The organism is Portibacter lacus (assembly GCF_021533215.1).
Taxonomy (GTDB): Bacteria; Bacteroidota; Bacteroidia; order Chitinophagales; family Saprospiraceae; genus Portibacter; species Portibacter lacus.
The window spans coordinates 88704-111816 of the sequence record NZ_JAJNKA010000015.1; the positions used below are offsets into that span (position 1 = coordinate 88704).

25 protein-coding genes are annotated in these 23113 nt (G+C 36.9%); 23 read left to right on the forward strand and 2 right to left on the reverse strand.

Annotated elements, in window-relative coordinates:
* The first annotated feature begins 6 nt into the window (after nucleotides 1–6).
* The 13 genes from L2586_RS20750 (at nucleotide 7) to L2586_RS20805 (ending at nucleotide 9704) form a co-directional block, all read left to right on the forward strand.
* Nucleotides 7–246: a hypothetical protein gene (locus L2586_RS20750; protein ID WP_235294874.1), complete on the forward strand. Its 240-nt coding sequence runs from the start codon at nucleotides 7–9 to the stop codon at nucleotides 244–246.
* A gap of 169 nt (nucleotides 247–415) precedes the next feature.
* Complete coding sequence (locus L2586_RS20755; protein WP_235294875.1) at nucleotides 416–742, forward strand: helix-turn-helix domain-containing protein; 327 nt, start codon at nucleotides 416–418, stop codon at nucleotides 740–742.
* On the forward strand, nucleotides 739–1788 hold the full coding sequence (locus L2586_RS20760; RefSeq protein ID WP_235294876.1) for a DNA cytosine methyltransferase: 1050 nt from the start codon (nucleotides 739–741) through the stop codon (nucleotides 1786–1788). Before L2586_RS20755 ends, L2586_RS20760 begins: the two co-directional genes overlap by 4 nt.
* Nucleotides 1785–2627, forward strand: coding sequence for an NgoPII family restriction endonuclease (locus tag L2586_RS20765; protein WP_235294877.1), 843 nt, complete (start codon nucleotides 1785–1787; stop codon nucleotides 2625–2627). Before L2586_RS20760 ends, L2586_RS20765 begins: the two co-directional genes overlap by 4 nt.
* A 233-nt stretch (nucleotides 2628–2860) precedes the next feature.
* The gene (locus L2586_RS20770; RefSeq protein ID WP_235294878.1) at nucleotides 2861–4057 is read left to right on the forward strand and encodes a DUF4268 domain-containing protein; all 1197 of its coding nucleotides are present in this window, start codon (nucleotides 2861–2863) and stop codon (nucleotides 4055–4057) included.
* 50 nt (nucleotides 4058–4107) lie between these two features.
* On the forward strand, nucleotides 4108–4572 hold the full coding sequence (locus tag L2586_RS20775; protein WP_235294879.1) for a hypothetical protein: 465 nt from the start codon (nucleotides 4108–4110) through the stop codon (nucleotides 4570–4572).
* A 186-nt stretch (nucleotides 4573–4758) separates the two neighbouring features.
* Nucleotides 4759–5514, forward strand: coding sequence for a DUF6090 family protein (locus tag L2586_RS20780; protein WP_235294880.1), 756 nt, complete (start codon nucleotides 4759–4761; stop codon nucleotides 5512–5514).
* Between the two features lie 169 nt (nucleotides 5515–5683).
* Entirely contained in the window at nucleotides 5684–6517 is an 834-nt protein-coding gene (locus tag L2586_RS20785) for a carbon-nitrogen hydrolase family protein (RefSeq protein ID WP_235294881.1), read from the forward strand.
* Nucleotides 6518–6636: 119 nt separating this feature from the next.
* On the forward strand, nucleotides 6637–7221 hold the full coding sequence (locus tag L2586_RS20790) for a Crp/Fnr family transcriptional regulator (RefSeq protein WP_235294882.1): 585 nt from the start codon (nucleotides 6637–6639) through the stop codon (nucleotides 7219–7221).
* A gap of 45 nt (nucleotides 7222–7266) precedes the next feature.
* Complete coding sequence (locus L2586_RS20795) at nucleotides 7267–7941, forward strand: DUF4386 domain-containing protein (RefSeq protein WP_235294883.1); 675 nt, start codon at nucleotides 7267–7269, stop codon at nucleotides 7939–7941.
* 281 nt (nucleotides 7942–8222) lie between these two features.
* A complete protein-coding gene (locus tag L2586_RS20800) occupies nucleotides 8223–8390 on the forward strand; it encodes a hypothetical protein (RefSeq protein ID WP_235294884.1) in 168 nt (55 codons plus the stop codon).
* 324 nt (nucleotides 8391–8714) lie between these two features.
* Nucleotides 8715–8840: a hypothetical protein gene (locus L2586_RS24525; RefSeq protein ID WP_262914192.1), complete on the forward strand. Its 126-nt coding sequence runs from the start codon at nucleotides 8715–8717 to the stop codon at nucleotides 8838–8840.
* Nucleotides 8841–9536: 696 nt separating this feature from the next.
* The gene (locus L2586_RS20805) at nucleotides 9537–9704 is read left to right on the forward strand and encodes a hypothetical protein (protein WP_235294885.1); all 168 of its coding nucleotides are present in this window, start codon (nucleotides 9537–9539) and stop codon (nucleotides 9702–9704) included.
* A 120-nt stretch (nucleotides 9705–9824) separates the two neighbouring features.
* Here L2586_RS20805 and L2586_RS20810 read toward each other — a convergent pair whose 3' ends face one another.
* On the reverse strand, nucleotides 9825–11264 hold the full coding sequence (locus L2586_RS20810; RefSeq protein ID WP_235294886.1) for an FG-GAP repeat protein: 1440 nt from the start codon (nucleotides 11262–11264) through the stop codon (nucleotides 9825–9827).
* Between the two features lie 241 nt (nucleotides 11265–11505).
* Here L2586_RS20810 and L2586_RS24530 point away from each other — a divergent pair, with 241 nt between their 5' ends.
* Together L2586_RS24530 and L2586_RS24535 are read left to right on the forward strand one after the other, a co-directional pair.
* Nucleotides 11506–11637: a hypothetical protein gene (locus L2586_RS24530; protein ID WP_262914193.1), complete on the forward strand. Its 132-nt coding sequence runs from the start codon at nucleotides 11506–11508 to the stop codon at nucleotides 11635–11637.
* A gap of 524 nt (nucleotides 11638–12161) precedes the next feature.
* Nucleotides 12162–12293 carry a hypothetical protein gene (locus L2586_RS24535; RefSeq protein WP_262914194.1) on the forward strand — a complete coding sequence of 44 codons (132 nt, stop codon included), beginning with the start codon at nucleotides 12162–12164 and terminating at the stop codon, nucleotides 12291–12293.
* A gap of 388 nt (nucleotides 12294–12681) precedes the next feature.
* Here the strand turns inward: L2586_RS24535 and L2586_RS20815 are convergent, their stop codons facing one another.
* A complete protein-coding gene (locus L2586_RS20815; RefSeq protein WP_235294887.1) occupies nucleotides 12682–13854 on the reverse strand; it encodes a serine hydrolase domain-containing protein in 1173 nt (390 codons plus the stop codon).
* Between the two features lie 349 nt (nucleotides 13855–14203).
* Here L2586_RS20815 and L2586_RS20820 point away from each other — a divergent pair, with 349 nt between their 5' ends.
* The 8 genes from L2586_RS20820 (at nucleotide 14204) to L2586_RS20855 (ending at nucleotide 22956) form a co-directional block, all read left to right on the forward strand.
* Nucleotides 14204–15658 carry a TlpA family protein disulfide reductase gene (locus L2586_RS20820; RefSeq protein ID WP_235294888.1) on the forward strand — a complete coding sequence of 485 codons (1455 nt, stop codon included), beginning with the start codon at nucleotides 14204–14206 and terminating at the stop codon, nucleotides 15656–15658.
* Between the two features lie 117 nt (nucleotides 15659–15775).
* Entirely contained in the window at nucleotides 15776–17134 is a 1359-nt protein-coding gene (locus L2586_RS20825; RefSeq protein WP_235294889.1) for a sulfatase family protein, read from the forward strand.
* Nucleotides 17135–17296: 162 nt separating this feature from the next.
* On the forward strand, nucleotides 17297–18004 hold the full coding sequence (locus tag L2586_RS20830; RefSeq protein ID WP_235294890.1) for an autotransporter outer membrane beta-barrel domain-containing protein: 708 nt from the start codon (nucleotides 17297–17299) through the stop codon (nucleotides 18002–18004).
* A gap of 31 nt (nucleotides 18005–18035) precedes the next feature.
* A complete protein-coding gene (locus L2586_RS20835) occupies nucleotides 18036–19274 on the forward strand; it encodes an exo-beta-N-acetylmuramidase NamZ family protein (RefSeq protein ID WP_235294891.1) in 1239 nt (412 codons plus the stop codon).
* Between the two features lie 361 nt (nucleotides 19275–19635).
* Entirely contained in the window at nucleotides 19636–21027 is a 1392-nt protein-coding gene (locus tag L2586_RS20840; RefSeq protein WP_235294892.1) for a short-chain fatty acid transporter, read from the forward strand.
* 36 nt (nucleotides 21028–21063) lie between these two features.
* Nucleotides 21064–21318, forward strand: a complete 255-nt coding sequence (locus L2586_RS20845; RefSeq protein WP_235294893.1) for a hypothetical protein — start codon at nucleotides 21064–21066, stop codon at nucleotides 21316–21318.
* 64 nt (nucleotides 21319–21382) lie between these two features.
* Nucleotides 21383–21865 (forward strand): hypothetical protein, encoded by a 483-nt coding sequence (locus L2586_RS20850; protein ID WP_235294894.1) that lies wholly within the window; start codon nucleotides 21383–21385, stop codon nucleotides 21863–21865.
* Between the two features lie 284 nt (nucleotides 21866–22149).
* Nucleotides 22150–22956 (forward strand): polysaccharide deacetylase family protein, encoded by an 807-nt coding sequence (locus L2586_RS20855; protein WP_235294895.1) that lies wholly within the window; start codon nucleotides 22150–22152, stop codon nucleotides 22954–22956.
* Nucleotides 22957–23113: the final 157 nt, after the last annotated feature.

The following is a 23113-nucleotide window of genomic DNA, read 5'->3' on the forward strand; positions in this document are numbered from 1 at the left end:
AAATCTGTGTGGGGAGAAATTCAGGATTGGAAAGTAATCCCAAATCAGGAGTTCTGGATTGACGATAATTATGATACTCGAAAAAATATAGCCCATGGAATAGCATCTATCGACATAGAAGTTATTGAGGAAATTATTCCCAAAATTGAAGTGATAAATAAAGTTGCATTTGAGTTTATTAATGATTGGAAAGAAACTAGATTAAATCCTCAAATAACTTCAGACATAAAAGATAAGTTGATTTAATGGGAATAGAATTTTACTTGCGACATTCTATGCCTTCTATGATTCTGTCGTAGTCAGGTCTATGGATGTCGCTATCATGTTTCCTGAAAGAAAAAAAAAGAAATTTAACTCACAATTGCATCGGTTACATTAAAAATATATATATATTTGTCAAATAATGACAAGTCTCATGGAAGCAACATTTGGTGAATATATAAGAAGTCTAAGAAAAGAAAAAGGGTTGACGCTAACTAAATTGGCGGCAAAACTTGACTTAGATTCCGCCAATCTAAGTAAAATAGAGAATGGTATTCGAGATTTCGATGAAAAGCGGCTTAGTGATCTTGCTCAAATTTTTGACATAGATTATGAGGAAATCCGAAAGGAATTCATAACTGATCAAATCGGCAAGAAGATTTATGAAACGAATTGCAGTCATGAATTACTTATAGTTGCAGAAGGTAAAGCAGAATATAGAAGATTAAAGAACAAAATTAAAAAGACAAAATTAATATGAGAGTAGTTTCTTTTTTTGCTGGAGCAGGAGGTCTTGACCTTGGATTTCAGCAAGCAGGATTTAATGTAATATGGGCTAACGAATATGATAAAGAGATATGGGAAACATATGAAAAGAATCATCCACATACAATTCTTGACAAAAGAAGTATTGTAAATATACCAGCAGATGAAGTGCCAGAATGTGATGGAATAATTGGAGGTCCGCCATGTCAAAGTTGGAGTGAAGCTGGTGCTGCGAGGGGAATTAAGGATAAAAGAGGACAGTTGTTTTATGATTTTATTCGAATATTAGAAGCTAAACAGCCTCAGTTTTTTCTTGCAGAAAATGTAAGTGGAATGCTGATAAATAAACATAGTGAAGCATTGGAAGGAATCAAAGAACTATTTAGAAATGCAGGAGTAGGTTATGAGCTTTCGTTCAAAATGCTCAACGCTTGTGATTATAATGTTCCACAAGATCGAAAAAGAGTATTTTTCATCGGAATTAGAAAAGACCTTAATTTTAAGTATGAATTCCCTACTCAAACCTTCCCAAAAATTACTCTTGAAACAGCAATTTCAGATTTGAAAGAAGGAGCCTTGCCAGCATTAGAATACAATAATTCAAATGGGGAAAATTGTGTTGTTCCAAATCATGAATATATGATTGGAAGTTTCTCAACAATATTCATGTCACGGAATCGTGTCAGAAGTTGGGACGAACAATCTTATACTATTCAAGCTGGTGGGCGACATGCACCAATACATCCGCAAGCGCCTAAAATGAAATTTATTGAAAAGAATATCCGTGTCTTTGTGCCAGGGCAAGAACATCTATATAGAAGATTAAGTGTCAGAGAATGTGCTAGGATTCAAACTTTTCCGAATGATTTTATTTTCCATTATAAAAAAATTGCAGCTGGGTATAAAATGATTGGTAATGCAGTCCCAGTAAATCTTGCTAAATTCTTGGCAAATAGTATAATGCAACAGTTAAAATCAAACGAAATGAATAAAAAAGTTGTCATTCTGGAGCAAAATGAGAAAGAAGCAATAACAGCATGACAAATATCTTAGAAGCAATTAACAATATGGTAAGGCATAAAAACTTTGCCATCCGAGCAATCTATACTGGTAGGAATAGAGCTAATAGTATGGGTGACGCACTTGAGAATTACATAAAAGATGCTTTTGCTAATACTTTTGATACTCCTAGCGAAGAGATAAGAATGGAAGTTTTTAATGAAAAGTTTTCATGGCTGGGATCACAGAATAATCCACCCGACATTATGATTAAAGGTGGAGATGCTATTGAAGTTAAGAAAACTCAAAGTCCAAACAGTAGTTTAGCGTTAAACAGTAGTTACCCGAAGGCAGATTTGAGGGGCACAAGTCCAATGATAACAAGTGACTGTAGAAAGTGTGAAGATTGGACTATTAAGGATTTGATCTATTGTGTTGGACACACTTCAGATGCTGAAATAAACTCACTTTGGATGATATATGGGAGTATTTATGCGGCGAAACATGAGACTTATCAAAGGATAAAAGCCACAATCTCAGATGGAGTCAAAGAAATTCCAGATGTTGTATTTTCTGAAACTAAGGAGCTTGGCAGAGTGAATCAAGTAGACCCACTTGGAATAACAAATTTACGAATTCGAGGAATGTGGCAAATTGAAAATCCACGGAAAGTCTTTAATTATTTACATGAACCTAGTGGAAAAGATTTTGAATTAATTTGCGTCATCCCAAATGATAAATACTTTAACTTTCCTGAGGCGAGTAGAAATAAATTGGAAAATTTAGAAGTAGAGGGTTTTAGTATTGCAAGCAAAAATGTGAAAAATCCGAACAATCCAGTAAAATTGATTGAGTGCCAAATTATTAAGTTTTTGATATAATTATATGACAATTTTAAAACCTTAATAACTAAGATCAGAAGGGAATTGTACGTAGATTTTATTGCGTGATAACATGGCAGCACCTAAGTCGCAATTCTTTTTATGTTCTAACTTCATATCGATAAACACCACTTCATCCTATAACCACCCACAAAAATTGAATAAAACCCAGCACATTACAATCTTATCTCCGGTTTACTCAATAAAAACTTCTCCCTAGAAAAAATCACTAAATGAAAAGAATCGCACATGGAAATCCTATTTTTATTTCGAACGGACAAACTGAAATTCTCAAAACTGTAAATCTCTTTTTAGAAGCAGATATCCAAAATCTAATTTTCGAAAATCCAGAATGTCTCCCCATAAGTGATATCGATGAATCTTACAATCCTGTTATCCCTGTTTGTAAAGAATTAAATACGGGTGCTGGTCCTCTTGATATATTTATGATAACGCCCAATGGAGATTTAGTCATCATTGAAACGAAACTTTGGAGTAATCCCGAAGCAAGAAGAAAAGTAGTCGCTCAAATATTGGATTATGCAAAAGAACTTTCAGCTTGGACCTATGCTGATCTACAAAGAGAATTGAACAGGAAACTTGGGACTAAAGGAAATATTCTTTATGATTTCTCAACAAGGACTGAAGCTGAAAACATACTTAGTGAAACAGATTTTGTGGATGCTGTAAGTAGAAATTTAAGAATAGGCAAGTTCATGTTAATTATTGCAGGTGATGGAATTAGAGAAGGAGCTAAAAATCTAACGGAGTTTATTAGTAAAGCAGGCAATTTAAATTTTAGTCTTGCGATGGTTGAACTCCCTGTTTTTAAAAACCAAGCTGATGAATTAATCATCTTCCCAAGGACAATTGTTAAGACCATTGAAATTCAAAAAATAAATATAGAAATAAGTGAAGGAACAAGATTCGTTTCAGATGACCATGAAAAGTTGAATGATAATGATACTGATGTTTCTCCTGAGATTAGAAAAAGAAGAGATTTCTTTACTTCTTTTTGGACAGAATTTATAGAAAACTTACAACTCGATGATCCTGAATGTCCATTGCCTAACGTTACTAAATCTCAAAACATATACCTCTATCCAGGCAATGATAAAAATGCTTGGATAAGTGCATATTTTGCTACAAGTCATGGAAGTGTTGTAGGAGTGTATCTTAGATTTGCTAACAATCAGAAAGGAGGTCAAATAAAAGAAGAATTGGAAGTGTATAAAGAAGAAATGTTAGAGGAACTTGGACCTCATGTTATCTGGAGATGGGATAAGAATGCTGTGGATGCTTTTACAATCAGAATGCCTCTTGAAGAGGTATATGATCCTAAAAACCGAGATTTAATAAAAAGGTTTTTTAGTGAATGGATCAATAAATTTGTGAACGTGATTAGACCTAAGTTAAAAGAAATAGATTAAGAACATTTTTCGTTAGAAGTTTAATGAAACCCTCCACAAAACCTAACTCTATGAAAACACCACCCATTTCGATCTGTTTTCTCCTTACAACAATCATCCTCCTGATGGCTTGTGATCGAGTATTAATTACCCCTCCACCAGTCAGTCAATCCGATATGTGGAATTGTCATAGTGAAACAAAATGGGATTCATTGTCTACAAAAGAAAATCTAATCGGCGTTTGGGAACAGGAATTTGTAAGTTGTTTTTGGTTTCCTGAAAAAGCAACTTATGTAGAATCTGGAGCTTTAACCGTGGAATTTAAATCTGATAACACGTTAGTGGTTAAGGAAAACGGCGAACCTAGGCAAACATCCATTTGGAAAATGGTTAATATCGAAATAGGTTTGTTTTATTTAGAACATGATCCACCCGTTCGTGAGCTTAACGGACGCATTTTATTTTGTGATGATAGGGTAGAATTTAATGCGAGTTACCGTGACCTTTGTGATAACTACTTCTTACGGATTGAATAATCGAAAGTTTAGTTATATTGATTGATAGCTTTAAAGGAGCTTCTAATTTAAACCCAATCAACCTTATCAACCCATTAATACTAATACTTTCACTTTCAGCTATTTGTGAACATCAGGAATTTTTTTTAGATTGTAGGAGAATGCAGTACTGAAGCCTAACCCACACGAAAACCAAACCTCAACCAAATGGTAAAAATTTTCAGAAAACTTCGGCAAAAAAATTTAACCAACAACAAATTCTCCAAATACCTGATCTATGCCATCGGAGAAATTGTGCTTGTAGTCGTTGGAATCTTAATTGCTCTCTACATCAATAATCAAAATACAGAAAAACAAGACACCATAAGTCTGAATGGATACCTCCACAACATTGCGGAAAACATCAAATCTGATCAAATAAATCTCGAGCAAATCTCAACCTTCCGTGATAGTTCTGTCATGGGTTCTAAATTCTTCATGAAAATGGTAGAACAAGATTTAACATCACAATACACTAGCTACTTTTCGAAATACTTTAATTTCAATCCTTGGCTGGACGAAACGTTTCAGTCTAATCAAAGTGGTTTTGAGGCATTAAAAAATTCGGGCTTTCTAAACAAAATCCAACAGACGCAATTAGAAACAGAATTGTATAAATATTACAGCCTAGTAGAGAAAATAAAAGAGGAAGAACAAAGTCTCAATAATTTTATGGAAGAGATGGAATACGATATGTATAAAAACAACATCGTACAAAGAACTAAACCGCTCATTAGAAAACTCTTCCAAAGCAAAGCAAGTGAAAAAGACATGGATGAATTACAACAGATTCTAAACTATCCTGCTTTTCTGGGCAGCCATTCTCGTAATGCAGGCACCAGCTATATGAATGTATTATATGATCAACTTTCTGAAAATGCAGATCACCTGTTGAAGGAAATTGACATCATAACAAAAGACTAATACGCCGGTATCACTTATGCCTTCCCAAGATCTGCACTGGAGGTCGCGATCTATCGTTAACTTGAATAAAAAGGCGGAAAATGTTCCTTAGGAATGACAAATCAATTATCTTACTAGCCATATAACACAAGAAAAGATAGATCTTTACGATAACTGAAAAGCAAACATGATGAAGAAGCATTTTTTACTTTCTATAATATCATTTTTCATATCCTCTATAATGATAGGCAGCCCATTAACCATTAAACAAAAAAAGGAAGTGAAAATCGCGATGGCACAAATCTTATGCATCGATGGAGATAGAACAGGAAACTTTGTCAGAATTGAAAATGCGCTAATAGATGCAAGTAAGCAGGAAGTAGACATCGTTGTTTTTCCTGAATCGGCGATTCTAGGTTGGCAAAATCCGGATGCTCATCAATTGGCGGATCCTATTCCGGGCAATGATAGTCGACGCTTGTGCGAATTGGCTAAGAAATATGAAGTATTCATCTGTATCGGATTGGATGAAAAAGATGGTGATCAATTATACGATTCGGCCATATTGATCGATGATACCGGTCATATCATACTGAAGCATCGAAAATTTAATGTCCTTCCTGAATTAATGACGCCGCCCTATTCGATAGGAGAGGACCTTAATGTAGTCGAAACTAAATTTGGAACCATCGGAATGCTTATTTGTGCAGATTCGTTTATGAATAACTTACTAGACAGCATGAAAATGAAGGCGCCAGACTTAATGCTGATTCCATATGGCTGGGCTGCTCCCGAAAAAGATTGGCCTGAACACGGGAAGGAATTGGAAAAGGTTGTTAAAAATGCCTCGAAGGTAATAGATTGTCCAGTTGTAGGAACTGATTTAATAGGACGAATTTCTAAAGGGCCTTGGACAGGACTCGTTTACGGTGGACAAAGTGTTGCCTATGATCATCGGGATGATACGACGATCATTGGAAAAGACAGAGATAGAGATATTGTAGTTTTTACACTTGAATTATAGAGCGGCAAGAAAAGAGATGAAGCGCTTGCTTAGATTGTAGGGAATCCAAGAGATGACACATCGAGTAAGCTAAACTTAGGATCGCATTAGGCTCAGCACGGATCATCGAAGTAAAATTTATGGAGCAGGAAATTTTTAACTACCTTTCAAAATACACAACAATCACTGAAGAGTTAGTGCGTGCAATTACAGAAAGTACCTATTTTCAAAGCTATCCCAAAGGCAGCATTTTACTGAAAGAAGGAAGTATCGCTCATGAATGTTACTTCATCTTAAAAGGGTGTATAAGAAGTTATTTGCTAAAAGATGGGGAAGAAATAACGATTGAGTTTTATACAGAGGAGCAAGTCGTTTCACCTGCAAGTTACGGGAAGTCAATCCCATCAGATCACTACTTAGAATGTCTAGAAGATGTGGTGGTCAGTGTCGGTAATCCTGAATTGGAAAAAGAAACCTTTCGAAAATACCCATCTTTAGCTTCCTTGTCATTGGTCATTGCGGAGGTCGTCATGAAAGAGCGACAGGAATCCTTTACATCGTTTAAGACCTCCACACCAGAAGAACGATATCTGAACTTGTTAAGCACGAGACCGGACTTGATTCAAAGGGTTGCTCAACAACAGATAGCAAGTTACTTGGGAATAAAGCCTGAATCATTAAGTCGGATTAAGAAAAGAATAAGGAGTAGGAAAGTGAGTTCTTAACTTTAGTCAAGGGATTCTAAGGAAACGCTGTTTACTTTTGTAGGTATGGAAAATAACCTAAATTCAATCCGAAGAACAGCCAGAATCGCTGGTATCCTAATCGTCCTTGGTATCCTTTCAGGCCTATTAAGCATCGTTGCATCAGTAGAAGGTGAAAACTATCTCACCTTAGTTTATCCGAATAGAATTCAAGTGCTGACAGGAGCATTTTTCCAGTTTCTATTGGTTCCGATTTATATAGGTTTTTCATTGGTCCTTTATCCAGTTTTAAAGACGTATAATCCATCGCGATCTATTGGCTTTGTGGGATTTCGGATCATGGCAGGTGTCTTTCAGTTGCTTGGCGTTATTTTATTGCCAATGTTTATCCTCTTAAGTCAAAAATTCTTGGCACAATCGCATCCTGACTTAACCTTTTATGAAACCATCGGTGAAATGTTGAAACTATCGCGTGATTTGGCCAATCATTTAGGCGTAATACTGGCAACTGGAATGGGTAATTTGTTGATGTATTCTATTTTCCTTAAGGGCAAACTTGTTCCTAGGTGGTTGTCGGTTTGGGGAATAATAGGGAATCTCTTAATCATGATCGCAAGCTTCTTATTGTTGTTTGAATTAATCGAGGTGGTCTCCATGTCCTATGGCGTGTTATCAATCCCATTGGTCATTCAAGAAATGGTATTGGCATTTTGGTTGATATGGAAAGGCTTAAGAATATAGGTAGGGAAGGAGTTAATGGATATTAAAATAGGAATAGATAAATTTCATTTCATTCTTCGATTGATATATGTGCCCCAACAGCAAGAATTCAGAATTAGGTGCCCTTGAAATATTTAGATGAACAAATTGCTTTCACATGATTTAAAGGATTGCCGAGCCTCATCTTACCCACTTGGCTCTGCCATCTTTCCGTTGCCCTCCAAGCTTACAGATCCATCCGTTTCATGGATCGGTAAACCTTAGATTTAAGATTCAGAATTAGGCGCCCTTGAAATATTTAGATGAACAAATTGCTATCACATGATTTAAAGGATTGCCGCGCCTCATCTTACCCACTTGGCTCTGCCATCTTTCCGTTGCCCTCCAAGCTTACAGATCCATCCGTTTCATGGATCGGTAAGCCTTTGATTAAAGATTCACAATTAGGTGCCCTTGAAATATTTAGATGAACAAATTGCTATCACATGATTTAAAGGATTGCCGAGCCTCACCTTACCCACTTGGCTCTGCAATCTTTCCGTTGCCCTCCAAGCTTACAGATCCATCCTTTTCATGGATCGGTAAGCCTTTGATTTAAGATTCAGAATTAGGGGCCCTAGAAATATTTGGATGAACAATTTGCTTTCACATGATTTAAAGGATTGCCGAGCCTCATCTTACCCACTTGGCTCTGCCATCTTTCCGTTGCCCTCCAAGCTTACAGATCCATCCGTTTCATGGATCGGTAAGCCTTAGATTTAAGATTCAGAATTAGGCGGCCTTAAAATATTTAGATGAACAAATTGCTTTCAGATGAATTTAAGGATTGCCGAGCCTCATCTTACCCACTTGGCTCTGCCATCTTTCCGTTGCCCTCCAAGCTTACAGATCCCTCCTTTTCATGGATCGGTAAGCCTTAGATTTAAGATTCAGAATTAGGCGCCCTAGAAATATTTAGATGAACAAATTGCTTTCACATGAATTTAAAGGATTGCCGAGCCTCATCTTACCTGATTGGCTCTGCCATCTTTCCGTTGCCTTCCAAGCTTACAGATCCATCCTTCTCATGGATCGGTAAGCCATTGATTTAAGATTCAGAATTAGGCGCCCTTGAAATAATTAGATGAACAAATTGCTTTCACATGAATTTAAGGATTGCCGAGCCGCATCTTACCTACTTTGCTCTGCCATCTTTCCGTTACCCTCCAAGCTTACAGATCCATCCGTCTCATGGATCGGTAAGCCTTTGATTTAAGATTCAGAATTAGGCGCCCTTGAAATATTTAGATGAACAAATTGCTATCACATGATTTAAAGGATTGCCGAGCCTCATCCTACCCACTTGGCTCTGCAATCTTTCCGTTGCCCTCCAAGCTTACAGATCCATCCGTTTCATGGATCGGTAAGCCTTTGATTTAAGTTTCAGAATTTGGCGGCCTTAAAATATTTAGATGAACAAATTGCTTTCAGATGAATTTAAGGATTGCCGAGCCTCATCTAATCCCACTTGGCTCTGCCATCTTTCCGTTGCCCTCCAAGCTTATAGATCCATCCGTTTCATGGATCGGTAAGCCTTAGATTTAAGATTCAGAATTAGGGGCCCTAGAAATATTTGGATGAACAAATTGCTTTCACATGAATTTAAGGATTGCCGAGCCTCATCTTACCCACTTGGCTCTGCCATCTTTCCGTTACCCTCCAAGCTTACAGATCCATCCTTTTCATGGATCGGTAAGCCTTTGATTAAAGATTCACAATTAGGTGCCCTTGAAATATTTAGATGAACAAATTGCTTTCACATGAATTTAAGGATTGCCGAGCCTCATCTTACCCACTTTGCTCTGCCATCTTTCCGTTGCCCTCCAAGTTTACAGATCCATCCGTCTCATGGATCGGTAAACTTACTAATCTGCTCTAAAATCCTTGATATAAAATCGATTGTCTTCATCATGTCCAACACAATTTCTGCCATTCCAAACTGCTGTTGAAATGCCCATGCCATTTAAGTTGTTAGCACCAGATTCCCAGGATTGCAACAATTCGAAATCTAAATAAAAGGAAGTTTGGTTTGCATTATAGGAATAGATATTAGCCTTTGACTTCACAAGGTTATTCTCGCTGCTTGAGAACAATGAATTTAACTTATCCGGAATACCGATAATAAAATGATTTGCATCGATCGAAACACTAGCTCCGGTGAAAATGTTATTATTACTTTCACCTGTTATGAAATATTGTTCAAATTCATCGGATTCATCACCAAAGGCAGGGTTTCTAAAATTTCCAATAATATGATAACCGCCATAGTTGTTTATTCCACCAGGATATCCTATGATTGCCCCGTTAGGATCGATACCCACACTATATCCATAGTATACATTAGGCTGATCCACTGTACTATATGGCCTTTGATAATCTAATGTTAAGCTATTATTTATGATTCTGTAGAAATATACTTTTCCTTCTTTGTTATTATGACCAGGTGCTCCTACCAATATGTAATCACCTTCGATGTCGACATCCCAGCCAAAATAATCACCTGCCGCAAAATTCCCACCGCCAGGTTGAAAAGTGGCAAAAATGGGGGCGTAAGTAGTAGAATTTCGCGTATATATAAAGAAGACACCTTCATCTGCACTCGAAAATGGATCGTTGAATGGAGATCCGATGACTAATCGATTTCCACTCATTGCTACCGAGAATCCAAATCCAGAGTTGATCTCGCTAAAAGTGTTATTTTTTAGTATTTGTCTTTGAACCCATGAAGATGCAACTCTTTCGAAAATATAAACTTTACTAGTGTCACCAGGCCCTCCTGGTGCTCCAACTGCCAACCAATCGCCTGCTATAGCTACATCTTTGCCAAATTTTTCTTGCGCGGGATTAGGAGAAGTGGAAATAATTTCTTCAATTTCAGTGTAATTCCCATTGTCGCTTTTAAACATAAATACACGTCCATTATCTGTGCCCGAAACAACGCCCGCTGAACCTATAGCTAAAGAGTAGCCTAAAGAAGTAGTGAGGGAACCAGTAGTTCGTTCTGTTGGCGGCAAAGAAGCAGTATCTGTAGCAAAGGCAAAGGGCAACCATTTCTGTCCATCAAATAAGTAAATGGTCCTTTTATCTGTATCATAAACCAAAAGTCCTGGAGCTGGAGAATTTATTGCCTTTCTAGCATCGCTTGATAACCTAGGAATCAATAGGCCTTGGTCAGTACTTTCGATTTCCAATTTGGAACTAGCATCCGGACTATTTGTACCGATTCCTACGTTGTTATTTTGACCAAAAAGACTTTGGTTGAATATTAGAAAGTAAAAAAGTATGGTAATTAGGGCGCACTTCATCTTGTCTGCTTGAAGATTAAAACAATTAGGTTTATAACATTTAGCTCCTTTCAACATATGGAAAGTAGTTTATATAAATTTACAAGCTTTTATATCGAAATACAAAAATATTAATATGTAAAGTGTAATACACAGAATGTCAACGAACTAAAACTCATTTTCATAGATTTTATCCATCCATCTCATGGATCGGTAAGCCTTAGATTTAAGATTCAGAATTAGGGGCCCTAGAAATATTTGGATGAACAAATTGCTTTCAGATGAATTTAAGGATTGCCGAGCCTCATCTTACCCACTTGGCTCTGCCATCTTTCCGTTGCCCTCCAAGCTTACAGATCCATCCGTTTCATGGATCGGTAAGCCATTGATTTAAGATTCAGAATTAGGCGGCCTTAAAATATTTAGATGAACAAATTGCTTTCACATGATTGAAGGGATTGCCGAGCCGCATCTTACCCACTTGGCTCTGCCATCTTTCCGTTGCCCTCCAAGCTTACAGATCCATCCGTTTCATGGATCGGTAAGCCTTAGATTTAAGATTCAGAATTAGGCGCCCTTGAAATATTTAGATGAACAAATTGCTATCACATGATTTAAAGGATTGCCGAGCCTCATCTTACCCACTTGGCTCTGCTATCTTTCCGTTACCCTCCAAGCTTACAGATCCATCCTTTTCATGGATCGGTAAGCCTTTGATTAAAGATTCACAATTAGGTGCCCTTGAAATATTTAGATGAACAAATTGCTTTCACATGATTCAAAGGATTGCCGAGCCTCATCTTACCCACTTGGCTCTGCCATCTTTCCGTTACCCTCCAAGCTTACAGATCCATCCATTTCATGGATCGGTAAGCCTTAGATTTAAGATTCAGAATTAGGCGCCTTTGAAATATTTGGATGAACAAATTGCTTTCACATGATTTAAAGGATTGCCGAGCCTCACCTTACCCACTTGGCTCTGCAATCTTTCCTTTTCCATCCAAGGTTACAGATCCATCCGTTTCATGGATCGGTAAGCCTTTGATTTAAGATTCAGAATTAGGCGCCCTTGAAATATTTAAATGAACAAATTGCTTTCACATGATTCAAAGGATTGCCGAGCCTCATCTTACCCACTTGGCTCTGCCATCTTTCCGTTGCCCTCCAAGCTTACAGATCCATCCTTTTCATGGATCGGTAAGCCTTAGATTTAAGATTCAGAATTAGGCGCCCTTGAAATATTTAGATGAACAAATTGCTATCACATGATTTAAAGGATTGCCGAGCCGCTCTAATTCTATCCTGTTTTAATTTTATAAAAATTGAAGAATAAGAGCTAGGAACCGACACTAAGTTAACATTGGAAATAAAAGAAAACAATGGATTTACAATGCATTTAAAGCCTCGATAATCCACACTGTCTTTTACCAGCTTTTGTTTAAAATTGATCCAACCCGTTTTTCCATGGTATTGTCGCATCATTTGCAATGGCAGAGATGGTGTTATTGAAATCGATGTCAAAAGATGAATCATTAGACTTAGAGTTCAAAATCATAACAACACTCAGACCATCATATCTGCTAATTAACCATGATCTAGTCGCTGGCAATGCACCAGTTGTCCACCAAAATTGTTGTTCATTCCAAAAACCTATTCCTCGGCCCCAATTTGGTGATAAAGGTCCATTACCTCTAAGCAATTCGATGGTATTGTCAGATAATACATTTTCACGAAGTGGTAATTTATCCAATGCACAAACTGCTCTTAATAAATCAGGTGCAGAGATAACCACGCCACCATCTCCATCTCGGCGTGAAGAAATCTTATACACATAATCTTCTTCCCCATCTTGACCGTAGTATTCTACTTCTTTTGCTTGGCGATCTTCACGAGTGAATTTTGTATAATGGAGTGAAGAAATTCCCGTAGGATTAAAAATATTCTTCACGAAATTTGAGAATGACTCTTCAGTCACTTTTTCAACTATCCGTGCCAACAACCAATAACCTGTATTAGAATAAACATAAGTATCTTCAATAGGATAGACTAAATCCCATTCATTGAGCAGATATTCAATAAATTCATCATTATTGTATGAAGGAAAATAATCTATAGGATCACCTCCTGAAGCAACACCCCACCCACCAAAAGAATTATGTAATAAATGATCGACCGTAATCTCCAATTCTTGGTCCGTTAATGTTGCCGTTCCAAACTTATTGCCTAATATTCCAGATGGTCCAAAAACTTTGTCGTCCAAATTTAGTTTTCCATCTTCTACCAATCTCAATATTGCTACGCCTGTAAACATTTTACTAATACTAGCAACTCTGAAAACGTGTTCTGGTGTTACCAATTCTGACTTCGAAACATTTGCCATTCCGTAACCCTTAGTGTAGACCATTTTTTCATTTTTACTAACCGCAATTGAGGCTCCTGTAATGTTATATTTTTCCATAAATGATTGCACACGATTATCAACAGCGGTGATATCTTCCTGAACAACAGGGTCCATTTCTCCAGGGTCCGGCATCATAACATCATCTTTATTACATGAAGTCAGGCTAAAAAATAAAAGAAAGAGAAAGGTAATATTCTTAGGCTTGTACATATTATTCTATTTGGATTGTTAAGGTTTTTCAAAAATAAATTAAATTTTATTGAGATCAAAGTCATCATTGCTAATTGCTAGAAAAACCCCAAATTCGAATGAAATCAATTGATCTATAGGGCCTTATGGCTTTCACTATATAAAAGAAGCTTAATCAGAAGATGTTTCAAGATATTCGACAAAAAAGTTGGAAGAATTAGGAGGAAACTAGAATAATGGAGCTAGGGCTTCAGTCTGAGTAAGAATAGAGTTTCGCACAAAAGTACAAGGTCCAAGGTGGATATATCATTAAAGATATTAGATTTGCTAAAGCAATATTAATTGCAAACGACAAACCATGAGGAAACCAATGAAAAACATACTGCTTTTAATATTCCTAGTAATCTTATGTAATTGCAAAGAAGAGCATGAAAAAGAGATGTCGACAGATATCCTCATTCCTGAAGTAGAAACGATAGACAGAAGAAATGAAGTCGTGATAAGTGTTAATGACACGGTCAATTCTTTTTTTACCAACCTTTTCCTTGATGAAATGCAGGACAAACCAGATATGTTATATCTCGGAAAGAAAGTGGATAAAATGTCAGTTGTTATTCCAACAGAACAATCCATTAGTATCAGAGGTGGAAACCCATGGGAATCGTTCTCTTATCAGTTAAATCTCGAGAAAGGAGATAGCCTACTCATTGACATACAGAAAATTAAAATCAATCCAACGAAGGAGATAAACTATCCAATATTTAGCATTTCGAATAGCGATAGAACATGGGATGAACTCAATTTTGGTTATTTATTGTATAAAAAGAATATCGCTGAAAAGGCAATTGTAATTGATGCTGCAGGGGATTTTCGAAAAAATAAATACGAAGCAGAAGAGGTGGTTCTCAATTCATTGCACTTACTAGATAGCCTAAAATCAAACCATCTTATTTCAAGTACATTTCACAAAAGTACCGAACTAAACCAAAAGTTGACATATGAAACTTCTAAAATCAGAGCAGCTAAATTGGAAAATAAGGAAATAATTATTGAAGATTTAGACCTAGATTTGAATGATATAAATCTATTAGGAAACAGTTTGTACATTAGTTATTTGAGAGGATTAATTCTTTACAAATATTTCAATACACAAAGAACTGTACTAAATTCTACCCAGTTCGATTTTGTTAATGAACAGGAGACCTTTCTAAACCATGAAACTAAACTAGCTTTACTAGATTCTTATCTTAAGAGTATATATTTCGTTGAGAAATCAAAATTAAAGGTGTATCACAAGAAGTTTGATGAAATGAATACGAATGAAGCACTTGGCAATAAGTGGCGCTCGCTATTGAATAAGGAAAAAATCAATAGTGAAAAGATGAACAGATCGAATAGAAATGAAGGTGTTTTGACCAATCTTGTAAGTGATAATGAATACACATTTGAAGAGATACTTTCAAAGCAGAAAGGTAAAGTAGTACTTGTAGATTTCTGGGCAAGTTGGTGTGCACCTTGCCGAAAAGAAATGCCCTTTTTAGAAGATTTAAAATCAAAATTTAACAGCACCGAATTTAAAGTCATCGAGATTTCAATTGATAAGAATTATTCTGCTTGGGAAAGGGCTTCAGAATTAGAGAATCTATCAAAGGACGAAAGCAATTATTTCATTAGTAACTGGGAGAAATCTAACCTCTATAAAGTTTATGAGATAGAGACTATTCCTAGATACTTATTGTTTGATAAACAAGGCGTTATCATAGATGATGATGCACCGAGACCGAGTGGGAATGAACTGGTTGAATTGATAAAGGCCAATTTGTGATTTTCCTAACTTCAGAATAATTAATTACTTTGGAAAATCGAATGCTAGCTTTCTATTTTTATAAGGAAATGATAATAGCGTTAACACCCATAATACAGCGATAACACGAATATGAACATGAAAAAATTGACATTTATAATCTGGGGATTCATCATTAAGATCGGGATGCTCTACTTATTCCTAGCACCAGGCCAAGCGTTCCAAAATGAAAACAGAAAACCGAATGTTATCATTATTTACACGGATGATCAAGGAACTATCGATGCGAATTGCTTCGGTGCTAAAGATTTGTACACGCCCAATATTGATGAGCTGGCAGAGACAGGCGTAAGATTTACTCAATTTTATGCGGCTGCTCCCGTTTGTTCTCCTTCCAGAGCTGCTTTGCTGACTGGGAAAACACCACTTGCCGCTGGACTACCTGGGAACGCATCTTCACAAAAGGGAGGTAAAGGATTGCCTGCTGAACAAGTTACCATTGCGGAAAAATTAAAAGAGCATGGTTATTTTACAGGGCATGTAGGAAAGTGGCACTTAGGTTATACGCCGGAAACAATGCCTAATGGTCAAGGCTTTGATTATTCGTTCGGTCACATGGGCGGGTGCATAGATAATTACTCGCATTTCTTTTATTGGAATGGACCGAATAAGCATGATTTATGGGAAAACAGCGAGGAAGTCTGGATGGATGGTGAGTATTTTCAAGACTTAATGTCGGACAAAGCGAATTCATTTTTAGAGCAAAATAAAGACACTTCATTCTTCCTGTATTATGCCATCAATCTACCTCATTATCCTTTGCAAGGGACGGACAAGTGGCGAGAACATTATAAAGATATGGAAAGTCCTCGTGACAAGTATGCTGCTGCAGTATCAACAGTCGATGAGCGGATAGGGGAGTTGTTAGCAAAACTGGAATCGCTTCACTTAAGGGACAATACAATTATTATTTTTCAGTCTGATCATGGCCATTCTGTGGAGGACAGAACATTTGGTGGAGGCGGAAGTTCGGGTATTTATCGCGGTGCCAAGTTTTCACTTTTCGAAGGTGGAATTCGTGTTCCTGCCATCATCAGTTATCCGACGGCGCTACCTCAAAAAGTAGTTCGAGACCAACTTTGTGTGAATGTGGATTGGTTTCCAACCATTCTTGATTTGGCTGATATTTCATACAAGGAGGATACATACGAAGGGAAGAGCATAAAGAATGTTATCACGGAAAATACACCGACTGCGCATGATGTTTTCTGGTGGTATAGCGGCAAAGATCGTTGGGCAGTTAGAAAAGGGGACTGGAAACTTTTAAAAAATCCAAGAGATCCTACTCAAAAGACGGCCATTGCAGAAAGTGATTCCTTGTTCTTAGTAAATATTTTAGATCATCCTCGTGAACTGGAGAATTCTGCTCAACAATATCCAGAAAAGGTGAAGGAATTGCAAAAGGAATACAACGCATGGTATGCTAAACAGAAGTGATAGGCTATCTTTTAATTGAGAACTATAACGCGTAATTTAGAATAAGAATGAAAGAAAAACAGAGCAGAAAGAGTTGATCGGGGTATATGTTTGGATCTCTATTTAAAGGAGCAAGTAGTGTTGATTGAGAAGGATTTTATCATTTTTATGTATTTTAACAGCATGAAAAGAATACATAAGGATCATTATGTAGCTCGATATCAGAAACATCTAGGACTGAAAGGTTTCCTCGTTTTCTTGTTCTTAACACTTGGATTACCGGGAGTTATAGCACAAAATCCTCTGGAAATGACGCTTGATATGGGCGTTAATCTTCCACGAACGACTCGAGATAATCTAAGTAATTCTCCTTATCTACCAGGATTTAACACCTCTCTAGAAATTGCATATCATTGGAGATGGTTAGGGTTAGGGGCTCAACTTTCGTATTTCAATATTAATAACCAAGATTACACCGTTACAAATAATTTTGGAACGCACCAATCTACCTCAAAAGCGACTGATTTTAGAGGTGAAAAGTCACAGATTGTATCAGTTAGTTTTCCATTATATTTTCACGTATACAATAGCGAAAAGTTAAGAATTTCTCCATTTATTGGACTAGATGGAGCCTACTTTCGTAAAAGTGCTTACACATGGGAAATTGACAACTTAGGAACAAGAGAAGAAATTGAAGTTGAGCTTGGGACAACTGATTTACTAGGACTAAAAGTGGGATTCGATATTACACATAAACTGAGTAAAAAACTTGCTCTAAAGTATGGAATCCAAAGAAGCTATCTTACGAACTTTTACAGTGATACCGTCGTGCTTTACGATTTTAGCATTGGAGTAGCCTATACGATTCTTCAAAATGTATCAACAAATTAACTTTTTCGAACACACCTAATTACTTGAATTAATGCGCCATAACTACACTAAAAACAAATCGATATTTATAACATTGCTGTTGCTGGTTTTTATGCTATCGACTTCCTGTGCTCAGAGACCAGAAATATCAATAGAACCTCAGGCTTCCATTATTACGGGGGCGGAAAGAACTGACCAGTACTTGCCACTTTTAGAAGGCAAAAGAGTTGCCATTATGGCAAATCCTACCACTGTAATCGGAAAGCATCATTTAGTCGATAGTTTACTTAAGCTAGATGTAAAAATCGTAAAGGTATTTGGTCCAGAACACGGTTTTCGAGGCAATGCCAGTGCAGGCGTAAAAGTAAATGATGAAATAGATGAGGCCACTGGAATACCGATTATCTCCTTATATGGTAAAAAGAGGAAACCAAGCAAAGAAGATTTAGCAGATGTGGATGTAGTTATCTATGATCTACAAGATGTCGGGGTTAGATTTTACACCAATATCAATGCCTTGGTAAGGCTGATGGAAGCTTGTCACGAAAATGATAAAAAGCTCATTATTTTAGATCGCCCTAACCCGAATGGATATTTGATAGATGGTCCCATACTCGATATGAAGTATAAATCAGGGATTGGGATGTTTCCTCTTCCGATGTCACATGGACTGACCGTTGGCGAGTTTGCTATGATGGCAAATGGAGAAGGATGGCTTACCAATGGAGTAAAGTGTAATATCGAAGTTATTCCAGTTCTGAACTACGACCATGATATGCCTTACGAATTACCGGTAAGTCCTTCTCCTAATCTGAATACACAATTATCCGTTTTGCTTTATCCGTCCACCTGCATGTTCGAAGGCACTTACTTGAACCATGGTCGCGGAACCTATTCCCCATTTACGATTTTGGGAAGTCCAGATCTTAAGGACAGTTACGAATTTAGCTTTACACCACATGGAATAAAGGGAATGGCTGAAACTCCGCTTTTTATGGATGAAGTCTGCTATGGAATTGACCTTAGAAATATTGACATCGATAAAATAAAAGAGAAAAAGCAGATCAACTTATCCTGGATTATTGAGCTTTATAACGCACATCCCAATAAGGAAAAATTCTTTGATTCTAGTTTGAGCAATCAGATGGGTGTGATCGAAAAATTGATCGGGTCTGGCCTTTTTAGAGATCAAATCAAAAACGGAGCTTCGGAACGCGAAATCAGAGAAAGTTGGGAACCAGAACTGTCACAGTACAAGTCCATGCGTTTAAATTATCTGCTTTATCCTTAATCATTCGCGGCTGGAAAGGTTGTGCAATTGATGTTCTGATATTGATGTTAATAGGTATCTAATGGGAAACGTTAAGCTTAACATTTAAGTTGATAAAATTTAGTATTTTTATTGAGCTCAGTATTTTTTAATTTGTACCAGATTGAAGAATAAACGGAACGGGCTAGGGAGGATTTTATCTAGACAGCTGGATATTTATTCTTCTTTTTCAGGTAAATGCATAACCAATAAAACATTTATAGATAGCATAATCGATATGGAGGTGGCTTAGTGTGTCTGAAGAAGGCCTTAATCAACAAATTGTATCATGCTATGGATCCAAGTCTGACTTGGGTCTACCAAAAAACTAAATAACCCTATTATGATTAAGGCGCTAGGTGCAAAATTCACCGAGATATTTAAAAAGTACATGCCCGATGCATTTGTCTTTGCACTGGTTTTAACAATTATTGTTGGGGGCATCGCAGTAGTATGGACCGAGTCCACCATCATGCAAGTTATTCAGGCTTGGTACAAAGGTTTCTGGATGCTCTTAGAATTCAGTATGCAAATGATTCTCATTCTGGTGACGGGATATTGTATTGCACTATCGCCTATCGTGAAGAAGTTGATTAACAAGTTGACCCAATTCATTTATACACCGAAACAAGTATATCCCTTCATCCTAATTGTAGGGATGATGCTATCGGCCATTAGTTGGGGCTGGATCGTTATAACGGCTGTCTTGGCTAGAACGTTAGCCATGCGAATTAAAGGTCTTAACTATCCATATCTCATAGCGTGTGTGTATTTCTCTGGAATATTTTGGGTAAATGGATTTTCTAGTTCTATTCCCTTGTTGCTGAATACAGAAAATAATTATCTGATAGAAGCAGGAATTTTAACCACTACCATTTCCACATCTTCGACGCTCGGATCGATCTTGAATATATCGGTAATGCTCTTTTCATTACTAGTTGCGCCATTGCTCTTTTTTCTGTTGATCCCAAAAGAAGAACAAGGCCTAGAAGAAATGTTATTGGATGAAAATCAAATCGATGTTACCACGATCAAAGAAGAGGCGGATGGTATGAAACATAGTGTAATGACCGTCTCAGATAAACTGAATAGCAGTATTATATTACAATACATGGTCGGATTAATGGGGCTTGCCTACATCGTCTTTCATTTCAGCACGAATGGACTAGATCTTAATTTAAATATTATGATTTTTGTCTTTCTCATAATGGGGATGTTTTTGCATAAAACGCCGATCCGATATGGGATAGCTATGAAACGATCAAGCATGAATATTTCGGGAATCCTGTTCCAGTTTCCCTTTTATGCTGGGATAATGGGTATGATGATTCATACCGGATTAGGTGATGAACTTGCAAGATGGATGGTTTCCGTTGCAACGATAGATACGTATCCACTTATGGCTTTTTTTAGTGGGGGAGTGGTCAATTTTGCGATTCCTTCTGCAGGTGGAGAATTTGCTGTCATTGGGCCAAGTATTATTAATGCGGTCAAGGAGATAGGAGTGGGATTGTCAGAATCGGAAGTTAACCAGATGATTGCAAGGTCAGCCCTATCGATTGCTTATGGAGAAACATTGACCAATTGCCTACAGCCATTCTATTTGTTGATTATTCTTCCCATTATGGGATTAGGAATTAAGATTCAAGCAAGAGATGTGATGGGCTATTTGATTGTACCATTTCTAGTGTTTTTAGTGGGCTGGTCAGTTATGGTTGTTTTTGTTCCGATTTGATCGTTGTTAAGTGTTTCTAGCAAGTCAGCAAGATTGATGTCATCGCGGGAAGCGATAACATCAGAAACGCTCTCTATCGATCTGAAAGTGCATTCTCGATCTGACAGCGCTTCTAGCGATGTTAGATCTGTTTCGGCAACATTGATGTCATCGTGGAAAGCGATAACATCAGAAACGCTCTCCATCGATCTGAAAGTGCATTCTCGATCTGACAGCACTTCTAGCGATGTTAGATCTGTTCTGGCAAGATTGATGTCATCGCGGGAAGCGATAACATCAGGAGGATATTAAGAAATAATAAATTTGCAACTTCGTTGTACTAGATATAACCCAACAAATGCCTACTTAATCCGGAATGAAATATTTAGTCTTCCTAATTACTGCAGTAATCATTTTCTTTCTAGTGAGGAAAATCATAAGGCGCGTGTTTCCCAATCTTACTAATGCCAATAACTTATTAAGCGGACTCTTAGCGCTTGGGCTTGCACCGCTATTCACTATAGCCATATTTATGTTATTTCTCAATGTACTGGTCTATGAATATCATCCGAATCGGAAATTTGAAATGGAGAGTTGGCATGAAAATGCACAAGATAGACATGAGATGTCCGAAGACTTGCTAGAAAGTCAATTGCTAATCAACAAAACGAAGGCGCAAATAGCTACCGAGTTAGGCTTGCCTAATGATGACATCTTATTAGAATTAGATACTTTGTCAATTTGGACTTATGATATGGGAGTGAGAGGGTGGGGATTGGGTTGGAAATTCTACTACCTAAATATTGACTTCGATAATAACTTATCGAAAAGTGTAAAAATAAAGGAAGTCATAGACTGAAAAATAATAGAGTGGGTAGATAACGCTTAAGCGTTAATTTATCTAAGGAAGATACAAGATCTTCTACAGCACAATTTTCTATCACGGCAGCCTTTTTTAGAAAAGAATAGATAGGAATTCAAATCTATATTAAATATTCAAAAAGCGGTTGATATAATTACATTTAAAATAATGATTATTTTACGAAGAAAATGGAAGGTGATATCGCTTGTCTATTTTTGCTTCATAGCCTGTAACCTTTCAGGATCAAAAAGTGATTTGGAAAATTGACCTAAAAAATAATAATGAAAAGAATATTCATTTATCTTATGGTTTTTCTAGGAACCGTTGAATTATCATATGCTCAAGATTTAAATAAGGATTTCAAATGGCCTGAAAGTAAGAAAGCCGCGGTTTGTTTGACATTCGACGATGGTCAAGATTCTCATCTGGATAATGCCATTCCTTTACTTGACTCATTTAATGTGAAAGCAACATTCTATTGTCCAGGAAATAAAGAGCCCTTATACAATCGGATCTCTGAGTGGAGAATGATCGTTGAAAATGGTCATGAACTTGGAAATCATTCTCTATTTCATCCATGTGATGGTACTCGTTTTGATTGGGTTAAACCGGAATATGACTTAAACCGGTACACCCTGGAACAGATGCGAATGGAATTATACACCGCGAATACCTTGCTTAAAGCTGTAGATGGAAAGTCAGATAGAACTTATGGTTACACCTGTTCAGATTATAAAGTGCAGGGGGATACATCCATCGTAGATGTTGTGAAGCAACTATTTGCAGCGGGAAGAAGTGATGGTCCGATACCAGAGTCTATGGAAAATGTAGACATTCATTTTATGCCTAGTTGGTGCGTAGAAAGTCATACCGGCAAGGAGCTAATTGATTATGTGAAAGAGGCCAGAAAAAATGGGACGATTGCCACATTCATGTTTCATAGTGTAGGAGGAGGTTACTTAAATGTATCCAATGAAGCATTGCTTGAATTGTTGATTTACCTAAAAGAAAATGAACAAGATTATTGGGTAGACACCTTTTATAATGTAACTAAGTATATAGCAGAACAATCAGGTAGTGCTGAATAGAGTATTATGGTGATGTGCGCTCACTCTATATCTGAAAACTCAGATATTGATTTATAAAATTTTGGTAAAAGCTTTCAAGTCGTCTGAAAATTCTATTCAATATAATTTTGATAAAAGCTAGAGAATATATATTTTATCTAAGTTTATTGTAATTTTT